A 23,783-nucleotide genomic window follows, 5' to 3' on the forward strand; every position below is an offset into this window, starting at 1 on the left:
GTCGTCAGTTGACCACTGACGAAAGCCCTGACGTGGGTGAAACCGGTACCGCGACCGGGAGGTGCTCTTCTACCCTGCGGACCATATGGATGCTCACGAAATCGCTCGCCTCATGGCGACTTCCAGTCTTGATCCGGACATTCAGGCAACGCAGACCGCATACCGTTGCCAATTGGCCCGTTCCTGGCAGATCCCCGAGGGCGCACGCGTCCTGGAGATCGGTTGCGGGCAGGGCGACATGACGGCCGTGCTCGCCGACCAGGTCGGTCCACATGGAACGGTGATCGGCACGGACGTCGCCTCTCCCGGCTACGGCGCACCGGTCACCGTCGGCGACTCCGCCCGGCACCTGATGGACGGCCCTCTCGGTTCCCGGATCACCATGCGCTTCGAGACGGACGTGCTCACCGACGAAGTCGGAACCGGCTACGACCTCGTCGTGCTCGCTCACTGTTCCTGGTACTTCGCGACCGCCGGCCTGCTCGAACGAACGCTGGGCAGGGCGCGGGAGCTCGGTTCCCGGCTGTGCTTCGCCGAGTGGGACCCGCAGCCCGCACACCCGAACCAGATCCCGCACCTGCTCGCCGTCCTGGCGCAGGACAGGCTCGGTGGGGACACCGACCTCAACGTCCGGGCCCCGATCACCCGCGCGACGCTGCTCGGCGCACTCGAGCGGACGGGCTGGGAGGTCGAGGCCGTGAGCGACATGGACACCAGCGCGTTGCAGGACGCGGACTGGGAGGTCGCCATCGCACTGGAGGAGGCGCCGGACGGCCTGGCCAAGGAGCTGCTGCGCCAGACCAGTCAGAAGAGCGGCAACGTTCCCCTGCCGGCGTACGCCCTCACAGCACGCTAGTGCGTTCCACCCGTTCGCGGTCGCGCTCCTCCAGCAGCTGCAGGAGCGCGTAAGTGGTCTGGCGCTGCTCCTCCAGGAGCTTCGTCAGCCACGATCCGAAGTAGAGGAACCCGCCGACGCCGATCAGCCCGACCCCGAGGATCCCGCCGGAGACGACGTAGGGGATCTGCTCGAACGTGTACCCGGTGTGCGCGACGCCCCACCAGGCGAAGAGGATCGCCGCGATGCCCGCGGTCATCAGCATCGTGCCGGCGAGTCCGAGCCCGCTGCGCATCCGCGCGCGGCGGCGGTCCTGGATGGTCATGGGTTCACCCGCAGGTCGGGGACACCGGTCGGGTGCCCGGAGGGACAGGGGGCGCCGCCCAGCAGGAAGGTGCCGAACGACTTCATGCCGAACGCCCCCGCCGCCGCGACGCCCAGGCCGGTGAGGACCAGCAACGCCGGTACACCGGGGAAGTCGAGCAGCGACCGGGGTTTGGCGCGGACGGAGGCGACCGGTGTGACCGACTTCCCCGGCGGGTTCACCCCTGCCACAGGGGGTACAGCCCCCAGGGCGGGCGGCGGGGTGTCGGCGGCGGGTGGCACGGGTGCGACGGGCGCCGGTGCGTCGGGCGGGCTCAGAGGAGCCGAGGCGGAAGCGTTTGCGACGGCCTCGGTGTCGCCGACGACCACGACCATCTTGCGCAGCGGGTTGAGCAGCGGCACGAGTTCCTTGGGCAGCAACGGCGCCAGGACGCCGTCCAGGATGCCGCCGAGACCGAGTTTCGTGCGCAACGCCAGCACGTCGACGGTCAGGGTCAGGCCGCGGCTGGTCGCGGTCGCCGACGTGCCCTCGAGCTTGGTGGAGGCCGTCGGCCAGGCCAGCGCGATCCCCAGTGGCTCCAACGCCTTCAGGAGCCCGTCCGGAGGCGCGTCCGGGGCCTTGACCGGGAACTTCTGGCCCAGCACGGTGAACTCGGCGACCGAGAACGTGCTGGTGCCGCTCCCCTTGCCGCCGTCGCTCACGGCGACGGACTCGAACTTCAGGCCCGACATCACGACCACACCGGCCAGCAGCGAGATCGTCTGCGCGGACGTGACGGCAGTGGACCTGGCCTCGGAGGCGCTGACGGTGCTGACGCTGCTCGACGACAGGCCGTCCGCGGTCAACAGGAACGGGACCTCCTGCTTCGCGCCCGCGTGGGACTCGGCCTTCGCGGCGCCGGCCGCGGCGCGCATCCCCGGTTGCGACTGGTCGGCGGGACCGCCGGGGTGCGCGGCGTTCGCCTGCACCGGGTAGGCGAACCCGAGCAGCTGCGGGAGGCCCGTGCCGACGGCCGCGCCCGGCCACAGCGAGCTGGCCAGCGACCGTCCGATCGGGCCGGAGCCCAGTTCGGTCTGGGTGTAGGACAGGTGCGCCTCGCCCTGCGGTTCGGCGGGCACCGGCAGGAGGTCGGTGTGCAGCAGCACGGAGACCGGCGCGGCGCGGGCGGACAGCGTGAAGCCGCCGATGTCCGCGGCCCTGGCCGGTGCCGGGGACAGCAGGAGGAGCAGCAGGACGAGCGCGTACCTCATGACGTCCCTCCGAAGTAGACGGTGGCGAGGTCGCCGTCGGCCGAGATCTCGCCGTGCGTCATCACGACGACCTGGTCGGCGACGGCGGAGGCGGTCTCGGCGAACTGCTCGACGATCAGCATCGTGACGCCGGAACGCGCCAGCTCCCCGACGACCTCGTACAGCTCGGCGACGATCACCGGTGCGAGGCCCATCGACAGCTCGTCGATCACGAGCACCGCCGGGTCGGTGATCAGCGCGCGGGAGAACGCGAGCATCTGCTGCTCGCCGCCGGACATCGAACCGGCGAGCTGCTTCTGACGAGCCTTGAGCTTCGGGAACCGCGCGTAGACCACGTCGGCGTCGCCGCGCATCAGCCGCAGGTTCTCCGCGACGGTCAGGTTCGGGAAGATCGCGCGGCCCTCCGGGATCGTGCACAGGCCCGCGCGGGCGAGCTCGTCGGGCGCCGCGTCGTTGACGTGCACTCCGCCCAGGTGCACGTGCCCCGAGGTGGCCCTGATCTGTCCACTGAGGACTTTGACCAGGGTCGACTTGCCGGCGCCGTTCGGGCCGAGCAACGCGGTGACGGACCCGCGCGGCACGTTCAGCGAGACCCCGCGCAGCACCTCGATGCGGCCGTAGCCGGCGTGGACGTCCGTCAGGTCGATCATCCGAGGTACGCCTCCCGGACACCTTCGTGCGCGCGGACGACGTCCGGGGTCCCGGAGACCAGCAACCGCCCGAGGTTCAGCACGTGCACGTGGTCGCAGTAGCCCATGACGAGGTCCATGTTGTGCTCGACCAGCACGACCGAACGGCCTTCCGCGCTCAGCTGCCGCAGCAGCTCGCCGAACTCCTCGGTCTCCGCGCGGTCGAGCCCGGACGACGGCTCGTCGAGCAGCAGCAGGACCGGATCGGTGGCGAGCGCGCGAGCCAGTTCGAGCAGCCGTGCCGCCCCGGTGGGCACGGTGTCGGCCTGGTCGTCCGCGAACTTCGCGATCCCGACGCGTTCCAGGAGCTCCCCGGCCAGCCTCGCGGGCCTGCGGCGGCTCTCCAGCGCCACCACGACGTTCTCCCAGACCGTCAGCGACCCGAACACCTCCAGCCGCTGGAACGTCCGCGCCACGCCCATCCTGGACCGCTGGTGCGGCCCCTTGGACGTGATGTCCTCCTCGTCCAGCGACACCTGACCGGCCGACGGCCTGCGCAGCCCGCTGATGACGTCGAACAACGTCGTCTTGCCCGCGCCGTTGGGGCCGATGAGCCCCGTGACGCCGGGCTCGACGGTGAGGGTCACGTCGTCGACCGCGGTCACCTCGCCGAAGCGGACCGTCACGCCCTTCACCCGCAACGTGCTCATGCGCGCCGCCAGGACCAGGCCCGGAAGCCCCAGCTGACCAGTCCGTTCGGATCGCGGGACAGACCGGCCGCCGCCACGCCGAGCAGCACCACGGCCACCCCCGCGAACGCCGGGAAACCGCTCTGCAGCACGGGGAGCAGCATCAGCAGCACCCCGCCGAGCAGCGCGCCGGACACCGACGTCACGCCCGCGATCACCGCGAACAGCAGCAGCGGCAGGTTGTTGAACAGCTGGAAGTCGCTCGCCGCGACGGTCTCCCGCAGCTGCGCGAACAACCCGCCCGCCAGGCCCGCGATCGCCGCCGACAGCGAGAACACCCAGACCCGGATCCACCGCACGTTGAGGCCCAGAGTCGCGCACGCCGCCGAACTGTCCTTGACCGCGATCATCCGCCGCCCGAGCCGTCCGCGCCGGATCGCCAGCACCCCGATCCCGACCAGGACGAACGTGCCCGCGGCCAGCAGCAGCTGGGCGGCGGGCGACTCGACCAGCCTCGGCACCTGAAGACTTCCCCGCACCCCGAACGCGATCGGCGACTGCAGCACGAGCTTGTCCATGAGCTGCGCGAACCCCAGCGTCGCCAGCGCCAGGTACAGCCCGCTGACCCGCAGCGCCGTCAACGCGATCAGCGCGCCGACCACCGCCGCGACCCCGGCGCCCGCGATCAGCGCTAGTGGCGACGAGCTCCCGAGCCGCGCCACCGTCACCGCGCCCACACCGACGAACGTGAACTGCCCCAGCGACACCACCCCGCCGTACCCGGTGAGCAGCACCATCGACAGCATCACGATCCCGAACACCAGCCCCAGCGCGAGCTGCGCGGCCACCACCGGGTCGACCAGCAACGCCAGCACGACCACCACCGCGCCGAACAACGCGGCCGCGACGCCGGTCGTCACCGCGCTCGGTGTCGCCACCCCGCGCGATCCCCGGACACCGCCGATCCGCAACGGCGACTGCGGCATCACGAGCAGCACGACGAACAGCAACAACGCCGGAATGGCCGCGCGGAACGAGATCCAGAACGGCGACGACGGCAGGTACGCCACCGCGTACGACTGCACGAGCCCCAGCCCGAGCGCGCCCGCGAACGTCCACGGCAGACTCCGCAACCGCCCGACCAGCGCGGCGGTGTACGCGGTGATGACGAGCAACGTCATCGTCACGTAGTCGAGCTGCACCACCGGCGTCAGCAGGATCCCGCCCAGCGCCGCCAGCGCCGACCCGATCGCCCAGCTCAGCGCCGACAACTTCGTCGGCCGCGTGCCGTACAGCGAGGCCAGCTCCGGCGCGTCGACGCACGCCCGCATCGCGAGCCCGGTCCGCGTCCGGTTCAGCAGCACGTACAGCCCGCCCGCGACGAGCACCGCGCAGGCGAGCGTCACCAGGTCGTGCCCGCTGACGAACGACTGTCCGACGTGGACGCCGAGCTGGTCGAGGAACGGCCGCACCGGGCGGGCCTGCGGCGGCCAGATCACCTGCGCCACACCGATGAGCCCGACCAGCACGCCGACCCCGGCCACCAGCGTGATGCCGACGGGTGCGCCCGTGAGGCGCCGCATGATGAACCGCTCGACCACCAGCCCGAACAGCGGCGCGCCCACGCCGACCACGAGCAGCAGCGCGAGCCACTGCGGCAGGCCGCGGTTCTCGGCGAGCTCCCAGTACAGGAACGCCATGACCATGCCGATCGCGCCGTGGCCGACGTTGAACACCTTGGAGGTGCTGTAGGTCAGCACCAGGCCGCCGGCGACGACGGCGTACGCGCCGCCCGTGACGAGGCCGAAGATGGTGTAGGCGAGGAGGGCCGTCACGCGCCGCTCCCGTCCGCGGGACGTGCCGGCGGGGTGGCCGGACGCCGCGTCCCGGTGAGGAGGCAGGAGACGGGATGCGTGACAACCCGCCGCTCCCCCGCCACCGCGCTCGTCATCCGCCCACCCCCGTGTCGATCAACGACCCGCACGAGTACCCGGACGCCGGAGCCAGCCGGCTCCACGCCCCGCCCTTGAGCCGCACCAGCGTCATGCAGGCCGAAGTTCGCTTCCCGCCGACGTCCTGCGGTGCGACCAACCCCTCCGCCGTGAAGTCGTGCACCCCGCGCACCGCCTCGATCATCGCCTTGCGCGTGAGCTGCGGCCCCACCTTCGCCGCCGTCGTGACGAACAGCCGCGCCGCCGCCCAGGCGAACATCCCGAAGTACGACGGAGCCGCACCGGGCGCCACCCGCCCGAGCCACTGCTTGTACAGCGCCATCTGCGCGTTGGACTCCTCGAACAGCGCGCCGTTGGTGTAGACGACCGTGCCGTCGACCGCCGCGCCGCCCTGCTTCACGTAAGCCGGGTCGTAGGCCGACGGGTCCGTGATGAACGCCTCCGGCGTGTACCCCTGCTGCCGCATGGCCTGCTGCAACCGCACCGCGTACTGCGCCGACCCGATCCAGTAGACGATCTTGGTGCCGGTCTCCTTCAGCTTCGCCACGTACGGCGCGTAGTTGACGTCGGTGATGTCGATGGCCTGCGAGTAGACGAACTTGATCCCGCGCGCCTCCGCCGCCTTCTGCATGCTCTTGGCGTTCTGCGCGCTCGCGTCGGCGTTGAGGTACAGGTAGGCCGCGGCACCGACGGCGCCGGGGAAGCTCGACTTGACCAGGTCCGGGCCGGCCGACGACACGAGGTTCACGACGTTCGACGCGACACCGAAGCTGACGGCCGTGCGTTGCCGTTGGGCGGTGACGGTCGAGGCGCGCAGGTCCGGGATGCCGCAGCCGGCCGCGGCCGGACCGCCGCCCTGGTCGAACGCGGACATCGAGCCCACCAGGGCGAAGGCCTGTTCGCAGGCCTGGGAGGTGGCCTGCTGGTCGCCGCCGCTGTCGGTGCGGGAGTCGAACGAGACGAGCTTGAGCTTGCGCCCGCACACCGAGCCCTGGGTGGCGTTGAAGTACTCGACGAACGCCTTGGTCGCCTGCTGCGCCGACTGGAAGATGCCGGGGACCGGGCCGCTGATGTCGGAGATGTTGGCGATCGTGATCTCGCCCGCGGTGACGCCCTTGTCCGTGGCGCCGCCGGTGCCCTGGCACCCGCCCGCGATGCTGCCGGGCGGGACCGGCTTCTTGTCCGCCTCCTGCGGGTTCGCGGCGCCCGGCTGCTCGGCGGAGCCCTCGGGGACGGTGCCGTCCTCGCCGGTCACGGCGCCGTCCTGGGCCACGGCCGACCCGCCCTGGGGCACGACGAGTGCCGCGCGCTGCTCGTCGGTGAGCCTGCTCCCGCATCCGGCGATCAGCGCGCAGATCGTCAGTGCGATCAGTGCGGTCCTGCGACGCATGCGAACGAACGCTAGGGCTCTGCATCCATCCAGACCCAAGCGTCTTCTAGAACGCGTTCTACATGCAAACAATCGTCGGGAAAGCCGTCACCAAAGCGCTGTCACGTCGTTATTGGAGACCGCGCTGAGGAACGCGTTCTACTTACGACGGCGGGAGCAGCTCCGGACGACGGGGCCGGATCACGTCACCGGACGACTCCCCGCGCACGCGCCGCACCACCCACGGCACGACGTGCTCGCGCGCCCACTTCCAGTCCTCCGCGCGCCGGACGCGCCGGTCGACCAGCGGCGCGACACCGAGCAGGGTGCGCTCCAGCGCGTGCGGGACGCCGAGGCCCTCCAGCACCGAGACGGCGACCTCGGTGTGGCCCAGCGAGTTGAGGTGCAGCCGGTCCTGGGACCACATGCGACGGTCGCGCAGCTGGCGCATGTTCCACATGTCGACCAGCACGCACGCGTGTTCCTGGGCGATCGAGCGCACGTGCTCGTTGTAGATGGCCACGCGGCCCCGCATCCTGCGGAACACCGGGTCCTCACCACCGTCGACGCCGGTGAACAGGATCACGCGCGCGCCCGCGTTGGCCAACCGCGCGACGGCCGCGCGGTAGCGGCGCATCAGCGCGTCGATGTCCACCTTCGGGCGCATGAGGTCGTTGCCGCCCGCGTAGAGCGAGACGAGGTCCGGCTTCATCGCGAGAGCGCGGTCGAGCTGCTCGCCCAGCACCTGCGGCATCAGCCGGCCGCGCACGGCCAGGTTGGCGTAGGCGAACTCGGGATCCGCCGCCCCCAGCACGTCGGCCACGCGGTCCGCCCACCCGCGCACGCCGTTCGGACGACTGGCGTCGTCATCGCCCACACCTTCGGTGAACGAGTCCCCCAACGCCACAAAACGCTTGCTCATGCTCACGACCTTATGTCGGGCATTCGGAGCACATTCGCCTGGGGTTGCGGCCACTTCGATAACGTTTCGATAACGGCGACGTCTCGAACTGAGGCAGCATCCCCCTCCTGGCCGTATCCCCGGTCGTGCGACTCCCCATGGACTTGGCGAAGCCGACGCGACTGATGGTCGCGCTGGCCGGCTGTGCGCTGGCGGTGCTCTTGAACACCGGGAGTGCCGACGGCCAGCCCAGCACGACGCCGTCCACCCCCATCTCCACGCCGCCGCCTGACAGCGGTGGCAAGGGCGACGAGGTCGTCCAGACGCAGTGGGGTCCGCTCGGACCGGCTGACCGGGACTTCATGAACCGGGTCAAGCAGGCCGGGCTGTGGGAGAAGCCCGCGGGCGAGAAGGGCAAGGCCAAGCGAGCCGACCAGCCCAAGATCCAAGAGGCCTGCAAGCACCTCATCGAGGGGCACACGCTCCTGGACAACGTGGTGAACAGGGCGGGCGTCCTGCTCGGCCACACGTTGCCCACCGAGGCGTCCGACGAGCAGAAGGGCTGGCTCGCCGAGATGGACGCGGCGGCCGGCGACGAGTTCGACGCCGTCTTCGCCAACCGCCTCCGGGCGGCGCACGGCAAGGTCTACGCCTATGCCGCGCAGATCCGGGCGGGCACCAAGAACGAGCTCATCCGCATCCTCTCCACACAAGCGATGATCACCGTCTTCGACCACATGAAGGTGCTCGAGGAGACGGGTCGCGTCGACTTCGCAGGACTGGAGTCACCGCAGCCGCTCGCACCCGCACCACCCGCGGACACCACCGGAACCCCGGACGCGAACGGTGACCAGGCGGGCGAGCAGACGGCCAACCCGACCGACGGCGTGATCCCGACCGTGCCCGAGGGCACCAGGTTCACCCGCACCGCCGAGCAAGGCGTGTTCGGGGACAACAACGGTGTCTTCTTCGGAGCCATCGCGGTGCTCGCGCTCGCGCTGGTGGGGATGCGAGTGATATCCCGATCGAAGAAATCACGGCGGAAATCTCGTTCGTACTAAATCCCAAAACAGCACACCCAGGTCAATCCGAAGATAGCGGCCCCATACCGCCGTCAGCTTCACCATGCCGTTTTATCTGACTACCACGAGGTGGCAAATGGCTATTCACCGGAGGAAATCCACGATCTGGCTCACCGCCGCCGCTGCGGCGATGGCCGTGGTCGCGGGCGGCGCCGCGGTGGTGGCCATCAGTTCTTCTGATGGCTCCGCGCTCGCCGACGGTGCGGACAAGAGCTTGTTCGTCGACATCACCAAGGTGAAGCCGAACGTCAAGAAACCAAGGCAGCAGAACAACGCCACCACAGGCACGTTCACCGTGAACTGCGGGCGGAACGAGAACGGGCACTTCAACCCGGACAACTTCATCGCGCAGCCTGGTGTCCGCAACGGTGCCCAGCACCTGCACGACTACGTCGGCAACCTGTCCACCAACGCGGACTCGAACAACCAGTCGCTCCAGGCGGCCGGCACGACCTGCCGCAACGGCGACAAGTCCGCCTACTTCTGGCCCGTCGTGCGCATCATCGACGAGGAACCGGAGGAGGCCGCGCCGCCCGCGGAGCAGGCCCCGCCGAAGAAGGACGACAAGGCCCAGCAGGACAAGGACAAGGCCGCCAAGGAAGCGGCTCAGCTCGAGTGCCCCGACGCCGCGTCGCTGCTCCCCGAGAACGTGCCGGACGCGGCCCAGGCGGAGATCGACAAGGAGCTCGAGAACCTCGAGAACGTCACCGCCGAGGCCGAGAAGAAGGTCGCCTCGACCAAGGCCCAGGACCGTGACAACGTCATCGTCGGCCCGACGCGCGAGAAGCGCGCCGCCATCCTCAACCGGATGATGCTGGCGTTCAGCCGCCAGGGCCAGCAGGCCCCCGACCTGAACCCGGCCGCCGCCTGTGCCGTGAAGGACAAGGCGCAGGGCGAGCAGGGCCTCGACAACGGTGGCCAGAACAGCGACGACGCCCAGGCCGAGGGCACCGAGCAGAAGAAGCAGCAGGCCAACCCCGAAGAGGGCGCCGACAACGAGCTCGAGGGCAACGAGGGCAAGATCCAGCGCCCGGCCGTCGTCGACCTGCAGTTCCGCGGCTCGCCCGTCGGCAAGGTCACCGCGATGCCCAAGTTCCTCCGCGTGCTCTACGGCGACGCCAAGGCCGGCCAGAACGGCCCGAAGAACGCCAAGGCGTCCTGGACCTGCACGGGCTTCGAGGACAAGGTCCTGATGGACAAGTACCCGATCTGCCCGCAGGGCGCGAAGGTCAAGCGCGTGCACGACTTCCCGAGCTGCTGGGACGGCAAGAACATCGACTCCGCGAACCACCGCGACCACATCGTGTTCCCCGACGCCAACGGCAAGTGCAAGCAGGGCTTCAAGGCCGTGCCGCAGCTGCGCATCTCCCTGACCTACAACATCCCGCTCGAGGTCCAGAAGGACGGGCGCTACCTGGTCGACTCCTTCCCGGAGGAGGAGCACAACCCGCTCACCGACCACGACGACTTCGCCAACGTGATGTCGCAGAAGATCATGAACCGCCTGGTCAACTGCGTGAACTCCGGCAAGAAGTGCCGCGAGTGACGCTCTGACCGCTTGATCCGAAGGGCCCCGGTGCACCTCCCGCGCACCGGGGCCCTTCGCTGTCCACAGTGGAACATCAGTCCGAGTTGCACCACACGAGGACGCCGGGCCCGTCCGCCGTGATCACCGGCACCCACGCTTCGTCGGCGTCGCGCATCCGGCTCTCGTCCAGCCGCAGTTCGGTCAGCTCCTCGTCGGACCCGTCACACGCCCAGTAGCCGATCATCGCGACGCCGTCCCGCAGCCTGGACCGCTCGTCGTCCGACCACTCGTGATTCCACGTCCCCCAGCCGCGGAAGTGGTTCTCGAACAGCGCGCGCAGCGCGTCCAGACCGTCGGGACCGAACAGCGGCACCAGAAAACCCTCGGCCTGTCCACGACGGCAGGCGTGTCCGCCGTACTGCGTCTGGTAGAAGACCCCGGTCCCCGCCTCGACCACGACGTGCAACCAGTCGTCACCGACGCTGCCGTCGGGATCCAGGTAGACGTACCGGCGCATGCTCATGCGCCGCAGCTTCGCGTTCTGCACCACCGATTTCAACACGTTTCAGCGTTCACCCACGTGAACCGGTTCACCACCGTGAACCGTGTTCCGGAATCATTGACCAGAAAGGTATAGACCACTAACACTGGCCGCATGGTCACCCGCTCCTGCACGGTGCTGATCGCACTGCTGGCATCCCTCCTGGTCCCGGTCACCGGCTCAGCCCAAGCGGCGCCCGCGACGTTCGTCCACCCGGGAGTCGTGGTCTCCCGGCCACAGCTGGACTTCATGCGCACCAAGGTTCTGGCCGGCGCGCAGCCGTGGAAGCTCGCGTACGACCGAATGATGGCGTCGAAGTACGCCGACCTGAACCGCACGCCGAAACCGCGCGCCGTCGTGGAGTGCGGCCCGGTCAGCAACCCCAACAACGGCTGCACCGACGAACGCGAGGACGCGCTCGCGGCCTACACCCTGTCGCTCGCCTGGTACGTCACGCGCGACGCCAGGTACGCGACCAAGGCCATCCAGATCATGGACGCCTGGTCGAACACCATCCGCGACCACACCAACTCCAACGCCCCGCTGCAGACGGCGTGGTCGGCCAGCAGCTGGCCGAAGGCCGCCGAGATCATCAAGCACGTCTACGGGACATGGCCGAACAGCGCGCGGTTCGGCACGATGTTGCGGAACGTCTACCTGCCCGAGATCCAGAACGGCCGCGCGAACACGAACGGCAACTGGGAACTCAGCATGATGGAGGCGTCGATCGGCATCGCGGTGTTCCTGGAGGACCGCGCCGCCTACGACAAGGCCATCGGCATCTTCCGGACCCGGATCCAGGCGTTCATCTACCTGACCACCGACGGGGCGCTGCCGAAGACGCCGCCGGGCAGCGGCATCGACACCAGGGCCGAGATCATCTCCTACTGGCACAACCAGTCCACGTTCGTCGACGGCGTCACCCAGGAGACCTGCCGGGACTTCGCGCACACGGCGTACGGGCTGAGTGCGGCCTCGCACCTCGCCGAGACCGCGCACATCCAGGGCCAGGACATCTGGGGTGAGATCAAGGACCGCATGCGGCACGCGTGGGGGCTGCACTCCAAGTACCAGAACGGCGAGCCGGTGCCGTCGTGGTTGTGCGGCGGCTCGTTCAGCCGTGAGCTCGGGCCGACCCCGGAGGTCAGCTACAACGCGCTGAACACCCGGTTGGGCATCGCGATGGCGAACACCAAGATCTACACCGAGTCGAAGCGTCCACACGGGACCGACAACCTGTTCATCGCCTGGGAGACGCTGACTCACGCGGCCAACCCGAGCTAGGAGCGGCCTAGTGCTGCGGGGTGAAATCTGACGAGCCGGGTCGCGCTCAGTGGGACGGCTCGCGGCACCGCCCCCCACACGTCCGGTATGAGGACGTGGGGGCGGCACCCGAGCCGTCCGCCTGACCACGACCCACCACGGCATATTTCACCCCACGGCACTAGCGTGCTCTCATGACCGAAACACCGGACGTGAAGCCACGCAGCCGCGACGTGACCGACGGCCTGGAGCGCACCGCCGCGCGCGGCATGCTCCGGGCCGTCGGCATGGGTGACGAGGACTGGGAGAAGCCGCAGATCGGCGTGGCCTCGTCGTGGAACGAGATCACGCCGTGCAACCTGCCGCTGGACCGCCTCGCGAAGGCGTCCAAGGACGGGGTGCACGCGGCGGGCGGGTATCCGCTGGAGTTCGGCACGATCTCGGTGTCGGACGGCATCTCGATGGGCCACGAGGGCATGCACTTCTCGCTGGTCTCGCGCGAGGTGATCGCGGACAGCGTCGAGACCGTGATGATGGCCGAGCGGCTCGACGGGTCGGTGCTGCTCGCGGGGTGCGACAAGTCGTTGCCCGGCATGCTGATGGCGGCGGCGCGGCTCGACCTGGCGAGCGTGTTCCTCTACGCGGGGTCGATCCTGCCCGGCCGGGTCACGCTGTCCGACGGCACCGAGAAGGAAGTCACGATCATCGACGCGTTCGAGGCCGTCGGGGCCTGCGCGCGCGGTCTGATGAGCCGGGCGGACGTCGACCTGATCGAACGCGCGATCTGCCCGGGTGAGGGCGCGTGCGGTGGCATGTACACGGCGAACACCATGGCCAGCGCCGCCGAAGCCCTCGGCATGTCGCTGCCGGGCAGTGCCGCTCCCCCGGCCACCGACCGGCGCCGCGACGGGTTCGCGCGCCGCTCCGGGCAGGCCGTGGTCGAGATGCTGCGCAAGGGCATCACCGCGCGGCAGATCATGACGCGCGAGGCGTTCGAGAACGCGATCGCCGTCGTGATGGCGTTCGGCGGTTCGACCAACGCGGTGCTGCACCTGCTGGCCATCGCGCACGAGGCGGGCGTCGAGCTCAGCCTCGACGACTTCAGCCGCATCGGCGCGCGCGTGCCGCACTTGGCGGACGTGAAGCCGTTCGGGCGGCACGTGATGACGGACGTCGACCGCATCGGCGGCGTGCCCGTGGTGATGAAGGCGTTGCTGGACGCCGGTCTGCTGCACGGCGACTGCCTCACCGTCACCGGCCGCACGGTGGCGGAGAACCTCGCCGACATCGCGCCGCCCGACCCGGACGGCCTGGTCCTGCGCGCCCTGGACAAGCCCATCCACCACACCGGCGGCATCACGATCCTCAAGGGCTCGCTCGCCCCGGAGGGCGCCGTGGTCAAGTCCGCGGGCTTCGACTCGGACGTCTTCACCGGCACCGCGCGCATGTTCGACCGCGAGCGCGCCGCGATGGACGCGCTGGAGGACGGCACCATCACCGCGGGCGACGTCGTGGTGATCCGCTACGAGGGTCCCAAGGGCGGGCCGGGCATGCGGGAGATGCTCGCGATCACCGCGGCGATCAAGGGCGCGGGCCTCGGCAAGGACGTCCTGCTGCTCACCGACGGCCGGTTCTCCGGTGGCACGACCGGACTCTGCGTCGGGCACGTGGCGCCGGAGGCGGTCGACGGCGGGCCCATCGCGTTCGTGCGGGACGGCGACCGGATCACGCTGAACGTCGCCGAGGGCACGCTCGACGTCGAGGCCGACCTGGAGAGCCGCCGCGAGGGCTGGGCGCCGCTGCCCCCGCGCTACGAACGCGGTGTGCTCGCCAAGTACGCGAAGCTGGTCGGTTCGGCCTCACGCGGAGCCGTCTGCGACTAGGAAACGACGCCTGGCCGCCCGGACCAGCGGCCCGACAGGGGCTCCGGGCGGCCAGGCGAGCGTCGTCGTGACGTCCGGCGCGTCGGTGACGGGCACCGCGACGTGTTCCGGCCACTGCCAGGCGCGGCTGGACGCGGGGATGACGAGCAGGGTCAGGCCGAGGGCCACCAGCTGGGCCAGCTGCGACTGCGTGCGCACCTCGGGGCCCGGCCCGTCCGGGTAGGTGCCGTCGAGGCGGGGCCAGCGGGCGATCGGCAGGCCCGGCACGTCGCTCACCTCCGCCAGCGTGACGCTCTCGCGGGCCGCGAGCGGGTGCGTCGCCGGCACGATCGCCACCTGCCCCTCGACGTGCAGGTCCTCGGTCTCGAACCCGGCGAGGTCGTCGTAGGGCCGGTGCACGATCGCCACGTCGGCCTGCCCGTCGCGCAGCCGGTGCGCCTGCTCCCCCACCTCGCACAGCAGCACCTCGACGGGCTCGTCGGCCGCGTCCAGCAGTGCCCGCAACAGCTCGTGGGACGCCCCGGCCTTCGTCACGAGCACCAGCGGACGCGACGGGTCCGCGGCACGGCGCGTCCGGCGGGCGGCGGCCGCGACCGCGTCGAGGGCCGTCCTGGCCTCCCGCAGCAGCACCGCGCCCGCGGCGGTGAGCGACGCACCACGCCGGTCCCGGTCGAGGAGCGTGACGCCGAGCCGCCGCTCCAGCAGGGAGATCGCCCGCGACAACGGCGGCTGCGCGATGCCGAGGCGTTCGGCGGCGCGCCCGAAGTGGAGCTCCTCCGCCACCGCGACGAAGTACCGGAGCTCGCGCGTCTCGAGGTCGTCCACGCGCCGAAGCCTAATACCCGCCGGGTATCACAGCGCACTGGATCGATCTTGGACAGGCGGGCGGAGCGCGTCGAGCATGGGTGGTGTGAACGACAAGAGGACAGCGCTGGTCACCGGCGCGAACAAGGGAATCGGTTTCGCCATCGCCGAGGGGCTCGGAGCGCTCGGCTTCACGGTCGCGGTGGGCGCACGCGACGACGTCCGCCGCAAGGACGCCGTCGAACGGCTGCGGGCCAAGGGGATCGACGCGTTCGGCGTCGCGCTCGACGTCACGTCCGACGACAGCGTCGCCGAGGCGGCGGCCGCACTCGACCGGCTCGACGTGCTCGTCAACAACGCCGGGATCAGCGGTCCGGGACCGCAGGACCCGGCGACGCTCGACCTCGACGTCCTCCGCACCGTGCTCGACACCAACGTGTTCGGCGTCGTGCGGGTGACGAACGCGGTGCTCCCGCTGCTGCGCCGCGCGACCTCACCCCGCATCGTCAACGTGTCGAGCAACATGGGCTCGCTGGCGTTGCAGACCGGTCCGGTCATGGCCGCGTACGCGCCGTCGAAGTCGATGCTCAACAGCCTCACGGTCCAGTACGCGCGGGCTCTCGCGGACACGAACGTCATCGTCAACGCCTGCTGCCCCGGTTACGTCGCGACCGACTTCACCGGCCACCTCCCGGACCGCACGCCCGAACAGGGCGCCGCGATCGCGATCCGGCTCGCCACCCTCCCGGACGACGGGCCGCGCGGCGGCTTCTTCGACGACGAGGGCGTCGTCCCCTGGTGACGTCGCCCGGACGGCTGAATCGCCACGCGCGCACGGTCACCCGGTCGGTGGCCACCTGAGATTGAGTCCTCTGTGGCGGGTACTTCGCGTCTGCAAGCGACAGCCAACGCGGAGGGACGACGACCATGATCGATCAGACGCACGTTGAGGCTCTGTACGACTGCGACGTGATCGACAACAAGGGCGAGAAGATCGGTTCGGTCAAACGGGTGTGGCTCGAGGACGGCACCGGCAAGCCGATGTGGGCCGAGGTCCACACCGGACTGTTCGGGATGAAGGAGAGCTTCGTCCCGATCCAGCAGGGCAGCGTGGCGGGCGGCGCGATCACCGTCCCGGTCACCAAGGAGCAGGTGAAGGAGTCGCCGAGCATGCACACCTCGGACGACCACATGTCGGACGAGGAGCAGGAGGCGCTCTACCGGCACTACGGGATGATCCCGCACGCCAAGACCGGTGAGCACGACCGGCTCGACGGCAAGCAGGCCGCCGGTCAGCGCCAGCAGGCCGCCGGCCAGCGACGTGGTCGTGCCGCGGACGACGCGGCCGAGGTGACGCTCTCGGAGGAGAGGCTCGACGTCGGCACCCGCCAGGTCGAGGCGGGCCGGGTGCGGCTGGTCAAGCACACGGTCACCGAGCAGCGCAACATCACCGTGCCGGTCACGCACGAGGAGGTCAGGGTCGTCCGCGAGCCCGCGACCGGTGAGCCGCGCAGGGCGTTCGCCGACGAGCAGGCGGAGGTCACGCTGCACCGCGAGGAGCCGGTCGTGCAGAAGCGCACGGAGGCGACGGAACGGGTCCGGCTGGAGAAGGACGCCGTCACCGAGCAGAAGGACATCAAGGGCGAGGTCCGCAAGGAACGCGTCGAGGTCGAGCGCGACGACGAACCGCGCAGCCGCCGCTAGACGAACCACCAGCGAACCGCCCACCACTTCCGCCGGTGGGCGGTTCGCTATTGTCCTAGTACAGGCTGTCGAGAACGTCCTTGTAACGCTTCTCGATCTCACGCCGGCGCGGCTTGAGCGACGCGGTGAGCAACCCGTCCTCGACGCTGAAGTCGTTGTCCAGCAAGGCGAATCGCTTGATCGTCTCGTGCCGAGCGAGCTGCGCGTTGACGGACTTGATCGCGTTGTCCACTTCGGACTCGGCGTCGGCGAGGCCCGACGCGGTGTCCGGGTCGAGCGTCACCAGTGCCACGCAGTACTTGCGCCTGTCCCCGTGCACGATCACGTTGCTGATGTACGGCGACGCCGCGTTGATCATGCTCTCGATCCGGGTCGGCGCCACGTACTTGCCGCCCGAGGTCTTGATGAGCTCCTTCTTGCGGTCGGTGATCTTCAACCGGCCCGCGTCGTCGAGCTCGCCGATGTCGCCGGTGTGCAGCCAGCCGTCGACGAGCGACTCGGCGGTCGCCTCCGGCCGGTCGTGGTAGCCGCGCATGACGCCGGGGCCGCGCAGCAGCACCTCGCCGTCCTCGGCGATCTTGACCTCCATGCCGGGGATCGGCGGCCCGACCGTGCCGATCCGGATCATGCCCGGCCGGTTGAAGAACGTCGCCGCGGACGACTCGGTGAGCCCGTAGCCCTCCAGGATCGTGATGCCGGCGCGCTCGAAGAACTCGGCGATCTCGGAGGCCAGCGGCGCGGAGCCCGACACGAAGTAGCGGATCCGGCCGCCCACCCGTTCGCGCAACTTGCTGTACACGAGGCGATCCGCGAGCCAGCGCGTCGCCGGGCCGTGATCCCGGTCGGCCCAGCGGAAGATCTTCTCGGTGATCCCGCCCTTCTCCCGCGCTCCCGCGACGATGCGGCCGTGGATCTTCTCGAAGATGCGCGGCGCGGCGGCCACGATCGACGGCCGCAGCTCCCCCAGGTTGTCCACGATCCGCTCGACGCTCCCGTCGACGGCGGTCGGCACGCCCGCGGCGATCATCGCCATCGTCAGCACCTTGCCGAACGCGTGCGACAGCGGCAGCCACAGGAAGTGCAGGTCCGTCGGCCGCAGGATGCCCAGGGACGCGATGGCCTCCGCCGTCGTCAGCCAGTTCTCGTGCGTGAGCTCGACGCCCTTCGGCGTGCCCGTGGTGCCCGAGGTGTAGATCAACGTCGCCAGGTCGTCCGCGCCGAGCCCGTCGATCAGCGCGTCGTAGTCGCCCTCACCCCGGGGAACCGCGCCGAACCGCAGCACCTCGACGCCGTCGGGCGCCATCGCGGCGTGCTCGTCGGTCTCCACCACCAGGATCCGGCTGCCCGAGTCACCGATGATGTGCTCGACCTCCGCGGCCGTGCTGTTCGGGTAGATCGTGGTGGTGGCGCCGCCGGCGGCGAGCACGGCGAGGTCGGTGACGATCCACTCGATGCTCGTGCGGCCCATCAACGCCACGCGGTCGCCCTTGCGCAGGCCCTTCTCCGCCAGCCCGAACGCCTCCGCGGCGACCCGGTCCTGCAACTGAGCCCAGGTCAGCGAGACCCAGCCACCGCCGTCGCGGTACCGCATCGCCTCGGCGTCGGGCGTGCGGGCGACCCGGTCGCGCAGCAGGCCGGGAATCGACAGCGCCATTGCTCGTCCTCCTCTAGAGCGTCGCTCCAGAGCGGTACTCTAACCCCCATGGCCGACAGACGACAGTCTCTCCTCGACGCGGCGCTCGAACTCGTCGAGGAAGGCGGCCTCGACGCCGTCACCATCGCGGCGCTCACCGAGCGGTCCGGCATGTCGAACGGCAGCATCTACCACCACTTCGGCAGCCGCGCGGGCGTGTTCGCGAAGCTCTACGCCGACAGCTACGCCCGGTGCATCGCCGCGATGCTGCCCGCCCTGAACGCGCCCACGACCCGTGAGGGCGTTCGCACGCTGACGTTGAACTACCTCGACTGGGTCATCGCGAACCCCAGCCGCGCCCGCTTCCTCTACGCCGCACCGGACCACGCCGACCCGGAGGCCAAGATGGTGGAGTTCGGGCCCGTGCTGGCCTGGTTCGCCGCCCGCATGGCGTCCGGCGAACTGCGCGCGGTACCGGCGTGGATGCTGGAACCCGTCGCGATGGGACCGGCTCACGAGTCGGTGCGCCGGTACCTGCTCGGGGTGTTCGACCTGCACCAGGCCCGCGAGTTCATCGCCGACGCCGTGTGGTCCGTGCTCTCGCACTAGTGTTCGATTATGCTGCGGTCCATGCGCCAGGGATCACTGTTCGACCTGGAGGCGGAGCCGGAACTGGCCCCGCTCGCCCCGCGCCGCACCGACCTCGCGCACGGCGCCTGGATCGACGTCCAGCCGGGCTGGCTCGCGGGCGCCGACGCGCTGTTCGACCAGCTCGTCGACGAGGTCCCGTGGCGCGCCGAACGCCGGCAGATGTACGACGCGGTGGTCGACGTGCCGCGCCTGCTCTGCTTCTACGGTGGCGCCCTGCCGTTCGACGTCCTCACCACGGCACGCGAGGCGCTGTCGAAGCACTACCTGGCCGAGCTGAACGAACCGTTCACGACGGCCGGGCTGTGCTACTACCGCGACGGCCGGGACAGCGTGGCCTGGCACGGCGACACGATCGGCCGCGGCCAGACCGAGGACACGATGGTCGCGATCCTGTCCGTCGGCACCCCGCGCGCCCTGCTGCTGCGGCCGCGCGGTGGCGGTGAGACGCACAAGTACGCGCTGGGGCACGGCGACCTGCTCGTCATGGGCGGCTCCTGCCAGCGCACGTGGGAGCACGCCATCCCGAAGACCTCGAAGGTGGTCGGGCCGAGGATCAGCGTCCAGTTCCGCCCGCACGGAGTCCGCTAGCGACGAGTTCCTCGGACACCTCCCACACGCGCCGTGCCTCCTCGGTGCTGCGCAGGCGGCTGTAGAGGGCCTGCTCGGCGGGCGGGCCGCTGAGGTGGCTGACGCGGCTCGGGCCGTAGAACTCGGCCGCGTCGGGCGTGGTCGCGGCGAGCAGGGCCGGGAGCTGGGCCGACTCCACGGTGCCGAGGACGCCGGCCGAGGACAGGACCCGGATCATGCGCACGCCGAAGGTGTCGCCGTCACGGCCGATCTCGGGACGGGCCGCGAGCAGGCTCGTCGGAGCGACACCGGGGTGGGAGAGGTTGCTCGTGATGCCCCAGCCGCCCGCCTCGCTGCGCCGGGCCAGTTCGAGGCCGAACAGGCCGAAGGCGATCTTCGACTGGCTGTAGGCCTTGCCGCCGCTGTAGGACCGCTCCCAGTTCAGGTCGTCCCAGTTGATGGCGCCCTGGTTGGCGGCGATGCTGATCTGCGAGGTCACGCGGGCACGGCCGGCCTTCAGCACCGGCAACAAGCCCATCACCAGGGCGAAGTGGCCCAGGTGGTTGGTGCCGAACTGCAGCTCGAACCCGTCCGCGGTCGTCTGGCGCTCGGGCGGGGTCATCACCCCCGCGTTGTTGATCAGGATGTGCACGGGCTCGCCCTCCGCCAGCAGCGTTTCGGTCAGCGCGGCGACGGACCGCAGCGACGAGAGGTCGAGCGAGCGCAACGACACGTTCGCGTCCGGGGTCCGCCGGCGGATCTCGGCGACCGCGGCCTCACCCTTGCGCTGGTTGCGGACGGGCATGAGGACCTCGGCCCCCGCCGCCGCGAGCCGGCCTGCGATGCCGAGCCCGACCCCGTCGCTGGCGCCGGTGACCACGGCACGCCTCCCGGTCAGGTCCGGGACCTCGACGTCGAACTTCTTCCCGCTCATCGCGCACTCCCCTGGTCGTCGTGGTGTTGTCTCCACAGTGGCCGGACGTGCGGGCGCACATCCAGGACCTCTCAGTCCGTGGCTACCGCGACGAGGCGGCACTACAAAGGAAACCGACACGAAGGAGGGACCCGCTGTGGTGATCGACCGAGCCGGCCTCGCGGCGTTCCTGAGGAGCCGCCGGGAGGCGTTGCAACCGGAGGACATCGGGCTGCGGCGCGGCCCCCGGCGCCGGACGAACGGCCTGCGCCGCGAGGAGGTCGCCGCGCGGTGCAACATGTCGGCCGACTACTACGCGCGCCTGGAGCAGGAACGCGGCACGCACCCGTCCGAGCAGATGATCGCCTCGATCGCGGCCGGCCTGCACCTGTCGCTCGACGAGCGCGACCACCTGTTCCGGCTCGCGGGCCACACCCCGCCGCACCGCGGGTCGATCAGCGAGCACGTCAGCCCCGGTCTCGCGCGGATCTTCGACCGCCTGCACGACACCCCGGCCGAGATCGTCACCGAACTCGGCGAGACCCTGCGCCAGACCCCGCTCGGCCTCGCGCTCACCGGCGACGCGAGCCGGTACACCGGCCCTGCCCGCAGCCTCGGCTACCGGTGGTTCACCGATCCGGATTCCCGCGCGCTGTACGACCCCGCCGACCACGGGTTCCTGGGCAGGATGTGGGCATCGGGGCTGCGCGAGGCCGTCACCCGGCGCGGCCCCGGTTCCCGCGCGGCGCACTACACCGACCTGCTGCTGGCCCGCAGCGAGGAGTTCCGCACGGTGTGGGAGGCCCAGGAGATCGGCCTGCGCCCCAAGGAGTTCAAGCGGTACGTCCACCCGAGCGTCGGCGCGCTGGAGCTGCAGTGCCAGACGTTGCTCGACCCCGACCAGCACCACTTCCTGCTGGTCTACACCGCCACGCCGGGCACCGAGAGCTACGAGAAGCTGCAGCTGCTGTCCGTCATCGGATCCGCTGCGCCAACGGGCTGAGCAGCAGCAACAGCAGGCTCCAGTAGCTGGTGAAGGGCACCAGCACGAACGCGACCAGCAACAGCGCCGGGGGCAGGACCGCGTGCAGCACCACGGCCCTCGTCAGTCCCGGCGACTCGCGGGCGAGCCCGGGACGGCTGTGGATCAGCAGCCTCAGCGCGGCCAGCAGGATGCTGCTCACCAGGATCGTGCCCACGTAGAAGAGCCGGACGAACGTGTCCCCGTCGTAGGTCCCCGCCAGCTCCGTGGGGAAAGGCAGCACCACGATCGTCAGCAACCACGCCATGTTCAGCACGACCAGCGGCACGCTGTACTGCCGCACGTTCTCGAACAGCTGGTGGTGGGTGAACCACAGGTGCGCGATCACCGCGAAGCTCAGCAGGAAGCTGAAGATCTGCGGCCAGTGGTGGGAGACCAGCTCGATCGGGGGCTCGTCGCCCGGTTCCGAGGTGATCTCCACCAGCGGCAGCACCAGCAGGGTGATCGCGATCGCGACCACCGCGTCGGTGAAGAGGACCAGGCGGTCGGGTTCGCGCTTCATGGACACCCGGCCAACCTAGTCCTCAAAGGACGACGCGGACTCAGACCACGTCCACGAACACCGGGTTGGCGTAGAACCAGAGGTCGGCCCACGGGTCGGAGTTCGCGATCTCGTCGATCATCGGGTCACCGGACGAGGTGAGCCGCTTGCCGTCGCTGCCCCGCAGCCGCAGGTAGAACGACCGCTCGACGTTCTTGAACGTGTGCGTGAAGCGGATCTTGCCCGTGCGCGGCACCTCGAACGTCTTCGTGACGGTCGTCTCCGGCGCCGCGAACACGTCGCGGTCGGCCGCGGGCCCGGTCACCGGGCCGGAGATCAGGTCGACCTTGGCCAGCACGGGCTTCGCACCGGAGAAGTTCGGCCCGGAGGCGCGGTCGACCTCGATCGTGACCTCGACGTCGCCGCCGCGGCGCACGAAGGTCCGGCCGCCCAGCGTCACGCCGCGCAGGTCGTCGCGGGACCGCACGCGCAGCTCCAGGCCGTCGACCAGGCGCCCGTGCACGGTCAGCACCTTGCCGGACTGCAGGCCGCGCATGACGTCCACATAGGACCTCGACCGGGCGCCGACGACGTTCGCGCCGTACTGGCCGGGGAAGAAGTCGCCGTAGGCGGTCTGCTTGACGCCCGAGTCGATCGGCGCGCCCTTCGACCCGGTCGTGGCGTAGTCCTGCTTGCCGGGCGTGAGCGTGTCGTTGAAGACCTGGTGCACGTCCGAGTTGGCGGTGATCCACCACGGCCGGCCCTCGGCGAGCAGCGAGTCCCACAGGCCGCCGACCTTCGCGGTCATCCAGTCGAACCCGCCGTGCGTGCGGTAGGACTCCGGCGGGTAGGCCGGGAACGACTCCGGCAGCGGGGCGGCCGTGTCGTAGTAGCCGCGCGCACGGCCGGAGCCGCCCGCGGACTTCGGCGTGCCGGCGGCCTGGTGGCCGGGCGCGCCCTCCATGCCGACCGCGACGCCGGGGGCCGCGTCGCGCCAGCCGCGGATCTCGTGCGGGCTGTCGACGCCGCGCCGGGACGGGTGGTTCGCGAACATCAGCGCGATCTCGGTCCGTCCGGAGAGGACCTGCGCCTCCAGGTACCGCAGTGCGGCCAGGGCGAGCGGTTCGGTGTTGTTCGCGATGCGGCCGTCGTAGGCGAGCTCGAACGCCTTGAGGATGTCGACGGTGTGCTTGCCGGGCGGCAGGAACACGGTGGCGTGCTCGGCGCCCGGGATGTTCCACTCGAGGCCCTGGTAGACCAGCACGTCGCGCTGCGACCGGCGGACCTTCTCGATGTCCGGCGTGATCTGGTCGATCGAGAACTTCTGGTGCGCGACCCCGCCGTGGTCGGTGATCACGACCCAGTCGAGGCCGAACTCGTGCGCCTTCGCGACCTGCTGCGCGATCGTGTACTGGCCGTCGTCGGAGTACTGGGTGTGGATGTGGTGGTCGCCCGCGAACCAGCGGTCGCCGCCGCCCCACGGGTTGACGGGGACGTGCGCCGCGGCCGTGCCCGTGCCGACGGCGACTGCTCCGGCGGCGCCGGCCGCGATGCCGAGACCGGCCAGGAACCTGCGGCGCTCGACCGACGACGGGCGGTCGTCCCCGGGGTCGAGCCAGCTGCCCTCGACCGGTTCGACCTCGTGGTGCGCGTGATCACCGTGCGGGTGATCGTGGGAGTGCGACATGCGCCGATCTCAGCCGGTCAACCTGTCGTGGCAAACGAACGCCAGATGAACCCT

The 23,783-nt window shown here is 70.3% G+C and carries 23 protein-coding genes; 10 read left to right on the top strand and 13 right to left on the bottom strand.

Translation table 11 applies throughout. From position 1 onward, the window contains the following. Positions 1 to 112 precede the first annotated feature (112 nt). Positions 113 to 856, top strand: coding sequence for a class I SAM-dependent methyltransferase (locus IE307_RS04720; protein WP_191296165.1), 744 nt, complete (start codon positions 113 to 115; stop codon positions 854 to 856). On the opposite strand, the gene IE307_RS04725 is transcribed toward IE307_RS04720, so the two are convergent. The 7 genes from IE307_RS04725 to IE307_RS04755 all read right to left on the bottom strand — a co-directional run bounded on the left by IE307_RS04725 (position 843) and on the right by IE307_RS04755 (position 7,971). Beyond that, positions 843 to 1,160 carry a hypothetical protein gene (locus IE307_RS04725; RefSeq protein WP_189157986.1) on the bottom strand — a complete coding sequence of 106 codons (318 nt, stop codon included), beginning with the start codon at positions 1,158 to 1,160 and terminating at the stop codon, positions 843 to 845. The two genes, IE307_RS04720 and IE307_RS04725, sit on opposite strands and share 14 nt — an antisense overlap. Then, complete coding sequence (locus tag IE307_RS04730) at positions 1,157 to 2,410, bottom strand: choice-of-anchor P family protein (protein ID WP_191296166.1); 1,254 nt, start codon at positions 2,408 to 2,410, stop codon at positions 1,157 to 1,159. The genes IE307_RS04725 and IE307_RS04730 overlap by 4 nt, the downstream gene beginning before the upstream one ends. After that, entirely contained in the window at positions 2,407 to 3,060 is a 654-nt protein-coding gene (locus tag IE307_RS04735) for an ABC transporter ATP-binding protein (RefSeq protein WP_191296167.1), read from the bottom strand. Before IE307_RS04735 ends, IE307_RS04730 begins: the two co-directional genes overlap by 4 nt. Continuing rightward, complete coding sequence (locus tag IE307_RS04740; protein ID WP_191296168.1) at positions 3,057 to 3,749, bottom strand: ABC transporter ATP-binding protein; 693 nt, start codon at positions 3,747 to 3,749, stop codon at positions 3,057 to 3,059. Before IE307_RS04740 ends, IE307_RS04735 begins: the two co-directional genes overlap by 4 nt. Beyond that, entirely contained in the window at positions 3,746 to 5,563 is a 1,818-nt protein-coding gene (locus IE307_RS04745) for an ABC transporter permease (RefSeq protein ID WP_191296169.1), read from the bottom strand. Before IE307_RS04745 ends, IE307_RS04740 begins: the two co-directional genes overlap by 4 nt. A 112-nt stretch (positions 5,564 to 5,675) precedes the next feature. Beyond that, positions 5,676 to 7,070 carry an ABC transporter substrate-binding protein gene (locus IE307_RS04750; protein WP_191296170.1) on the bottom strand — a complete coding sequence of 465 codons (1,395 nt, stop codon included), beginning with the start codon at positions 7,068 to 7,070 and terminating at the stop codon, positions 5,676 to 5,678. 142 nt (positions 7,071 to 7,212) lie between these two features. Beyond that, a complete protein-coding gene (locus tag IE307_RS04755; RefSeq protein ID WP_191296171.1) occupies positions 7,213 to 7,971 on the bottom strand; it encodes an SGNH/GDSL hydrolase family protein in 759 nt (252 codons plus the stop codon). 137 nt (positions 7,972 to 8,108) lie between these two features. On the opposite strand from IE307_RS04755, the gene IE307_RS04760 reads away from it, so the two are divergent. Together IE307_RS04760 and IE307_RS04765 are read left to right on the top strand one after the other, a co-directional pair. Beyond that, on the top strand, positions 8,109 to 9,011 hold the full coding sequence (locus IE307_RS04760; protein WP_191296172.1) for a DUF4142 domain-containing protein: 903 nt from the start codon (positions 8,109 to 8,111) through the stop codon (positions 9,009 to 9,011). A 97-nt stretch (positions 9,012 to 9,108) separates the two neighbouring features. Further along, positions 9,109 to 10,578: a DUF1996 domain-containing protein gene (locus tag IE307_RS04765; protein ID WP_191296173.1), complete on the top strand. Its 1,470-nt coding sequence runs from the start codon at positions 9,109 to 9,111 to the stop codon at positions 10,576 to 10,578. Positions 10,579 to 10,654: 76 nt separating this feature from the next. On the opposite strand, the gene IE307_RS04770 is transcribed toward IE307_RS04765, so the two are convergent. Continuing rightward, positions 10,655 to 11,122, bottom strand: coding sequence for a DUF6210 family protein (locus tag IE307_RS04770; RefSeq protein ID WP_191296174.1), 468 nt, complete (start codon positions 11,120 to 11,122; stop codon positions 10,655 to 10,657). A gap of 93 nt (positions 11,123 to 11,215) precedes the next feature. Between IE307_RS04770 and IE307_RS04775 the strand changes: the two genes are divergently transcribed. Then, the gene (locus tag IE307_RS04775) at positions 11,216 to 12,385 is read left to right on the top strand and encodes an alginate lyase family protein (RefSeq protein ID WP_191296175.1); all 1,170 of its coding nucleotides are present in this window, start codon (positions 11,216 to 11,218) and stop codon (positions 12,383 to 12,385) included. 173 nt (positions 12,386 to 12,558) lie between these two features. After that, positions 12,559 to 14,247 (top strand): dihydroxy-acid dehydratase, encoded by a 1,689-nt coding sequence (gene ilvD / locus IE307_RS04780; RefSeq protein WP_191296176.1) that lies wholly within the window; start codon positions 12,559 to 12,561, stop codon positions 14,245 to 14,247. Here ilvD and IE307_RS04785 read toward each other — a convergent pair. After that, complete coding sequence (locus IE307_RS04785; protein WP_191296177.1) at positions 14,224 to 15,072, bottom strand: LysR family transcriptional regulator; 849 nt, start codon at positions 15,070 to 15,072, stop codon at positions 14,224 to 14,226. The two genes, ilvD and IE307_RS04785, sit on opposite strands and share 24 nt — an antisense overlap. 76 nt (positions 15,073 to 15,148) lie before the next feature. On the opposite strand from IE307_RS04785, the gene IE307_RS04790 reads away from it, so the two are divergent. After that, positions 15,149 to 15,853, top strand: a complete 705-nt coding sequence (locus IE307_RS04790) for an SDR family oxidoreductase (protein WP_191296178.1) — start codon at positions 15,149 to 15,151, stop codon at positions 15,851 to 15,853. A 125-nt stretch (positions 15,854 to 15,978) separates the two neighbouring features. Next, a complete protein-coding gene (locus tag IE307_RS04795; protein WP_191296179.1) occupies positions 15,979 to 16,755 on the top strand; it encodes a DUF2382 domain-containing protein in 777 nt (258 codons plus the stop codon). Between the two features lie 55 nt (positions 16,756 to 16,810). On the opposite strand, the gene IE307_RS04800 is transcribed toward IE307_RS04795, so the two are convergent. Further along, positions 16,811 to 18,409 carry an AMP-dependent synthetase/ligase gene (locus IE307_RS04800; RefSeq protein ID WP_191296180.1) on the bottom strand — a complete coding sequence of 533 codons (1,599 nt, stop codon included), beginning with the start codon at positions 18,407 to 18,409 and terminating at the stop codon, positions 16,811 to 16,813. Between the two features lie 48 nt (positions 18,410 to 18,457). Between IE307_RS04800 and IE307_RS04805 the strand changes: the two genes are divergently transcribed. Further along, positions 18,458 to 18,997, top strand: coding sequence for a TetR/AcrR family transcriptional regulator (locus IE307_RS04805; protein WP_191296181.1), 540 nt, complete (start codon positions 18,458 to 18,460; stop codon positions 18,995 to 18,997). A gap of 21 nt (positions 18,998 to 19,018) precedes the next feature. Beyond that, positions 19,019 to 19,627 (top strand): alpha-ketoglutarate-dependent dioxygenase AlkB, encoded by a 609-nt coding sequence (locus IE307_RS04810; protein ID WP_229904385.1) that lies wholly within the window; start codon positions 19,019 to 19,021, stop codon positions 19,625 to 19,627. Here the strand turns inward: IE307_RS04810 and IE307_RS04815 are convergent. After that, the gene (locus IE307_RS04815; protein WP_191296183.1) at positions 19,593 to 20,540 is read right to left on the bottom strand and encodes an SDR family oxidoreductase; all 948 of its coding nucleotides are present in this window, start codon (positions 20,538 to 20,540) and stop codon (positions 19,593 to 19,595) included. The two genes, IE307_RS04810 and IE307_RS04815, sit on opposite strands and share 35 nt — an antisense overlap. Before the next feature lie 139 nt (positions 20,541 to 20,679). On the opposite strand from IE307_RS04815, the gene IE307_RS04820 reads away from it, so the two are divergent. Beyond that, a complete protein-coding gene (locus IE307_RS04820) occupies positions 20,680 to 21,522 on the top strand; it encodes a helix-turn-helix transcriptional regulator (RefSeq protein ID WP_191296184.1) in 843 nt (280 codons plus the stop codon). Here IE307_RS04820 and IE307_RS04825 read toward each other — a convergent pair. Together IE307_RS04825 and IE307_RS04830 are read right to left on the bottom strand one after the other, a co-directional pair. Further along, positions 21,494 to 22,063 (bottom strand): TMEM175 family protein, encoded by a 570-nt coding sequence (locus tag IE307_RS04825; protein WP_229904445.1) that lies wholly within the window; start codon positions 22,061 to 22,063, stop codon positions 21,494 to 21,496. The genes IE307_RS04820 and IE307_RS04825 overlap by 29 nt on opposite strands. A gap of 40 nt (positions 22,064 to 22,103) precedes the next feature. After that, positions 22,104 to 23,729 (bottom strand): PHP domain-containing protein, encoded by a 1,626-nt coding sequence (locus tag IE307_RS04830; RefSeq protein ID WP_191296186.1) that lies wholly within the window; start codon positions 23,727 to 23,729, stop codon positions 22,104 to 22,106. Between the last annotated feature and the right edge of the window lie 54 nt (positions 23,730 to 23,783).

It is taken from the genome of Lentzea cavernae (genome assembly GCF_014653695.1).
GTDB classification, from domain to species: Bacteria; Actinomycetota; Actinomycetes; order Mycobacteriales; family Pseudonocardiaceae; genus Lentzea; species Lentzea cavernae.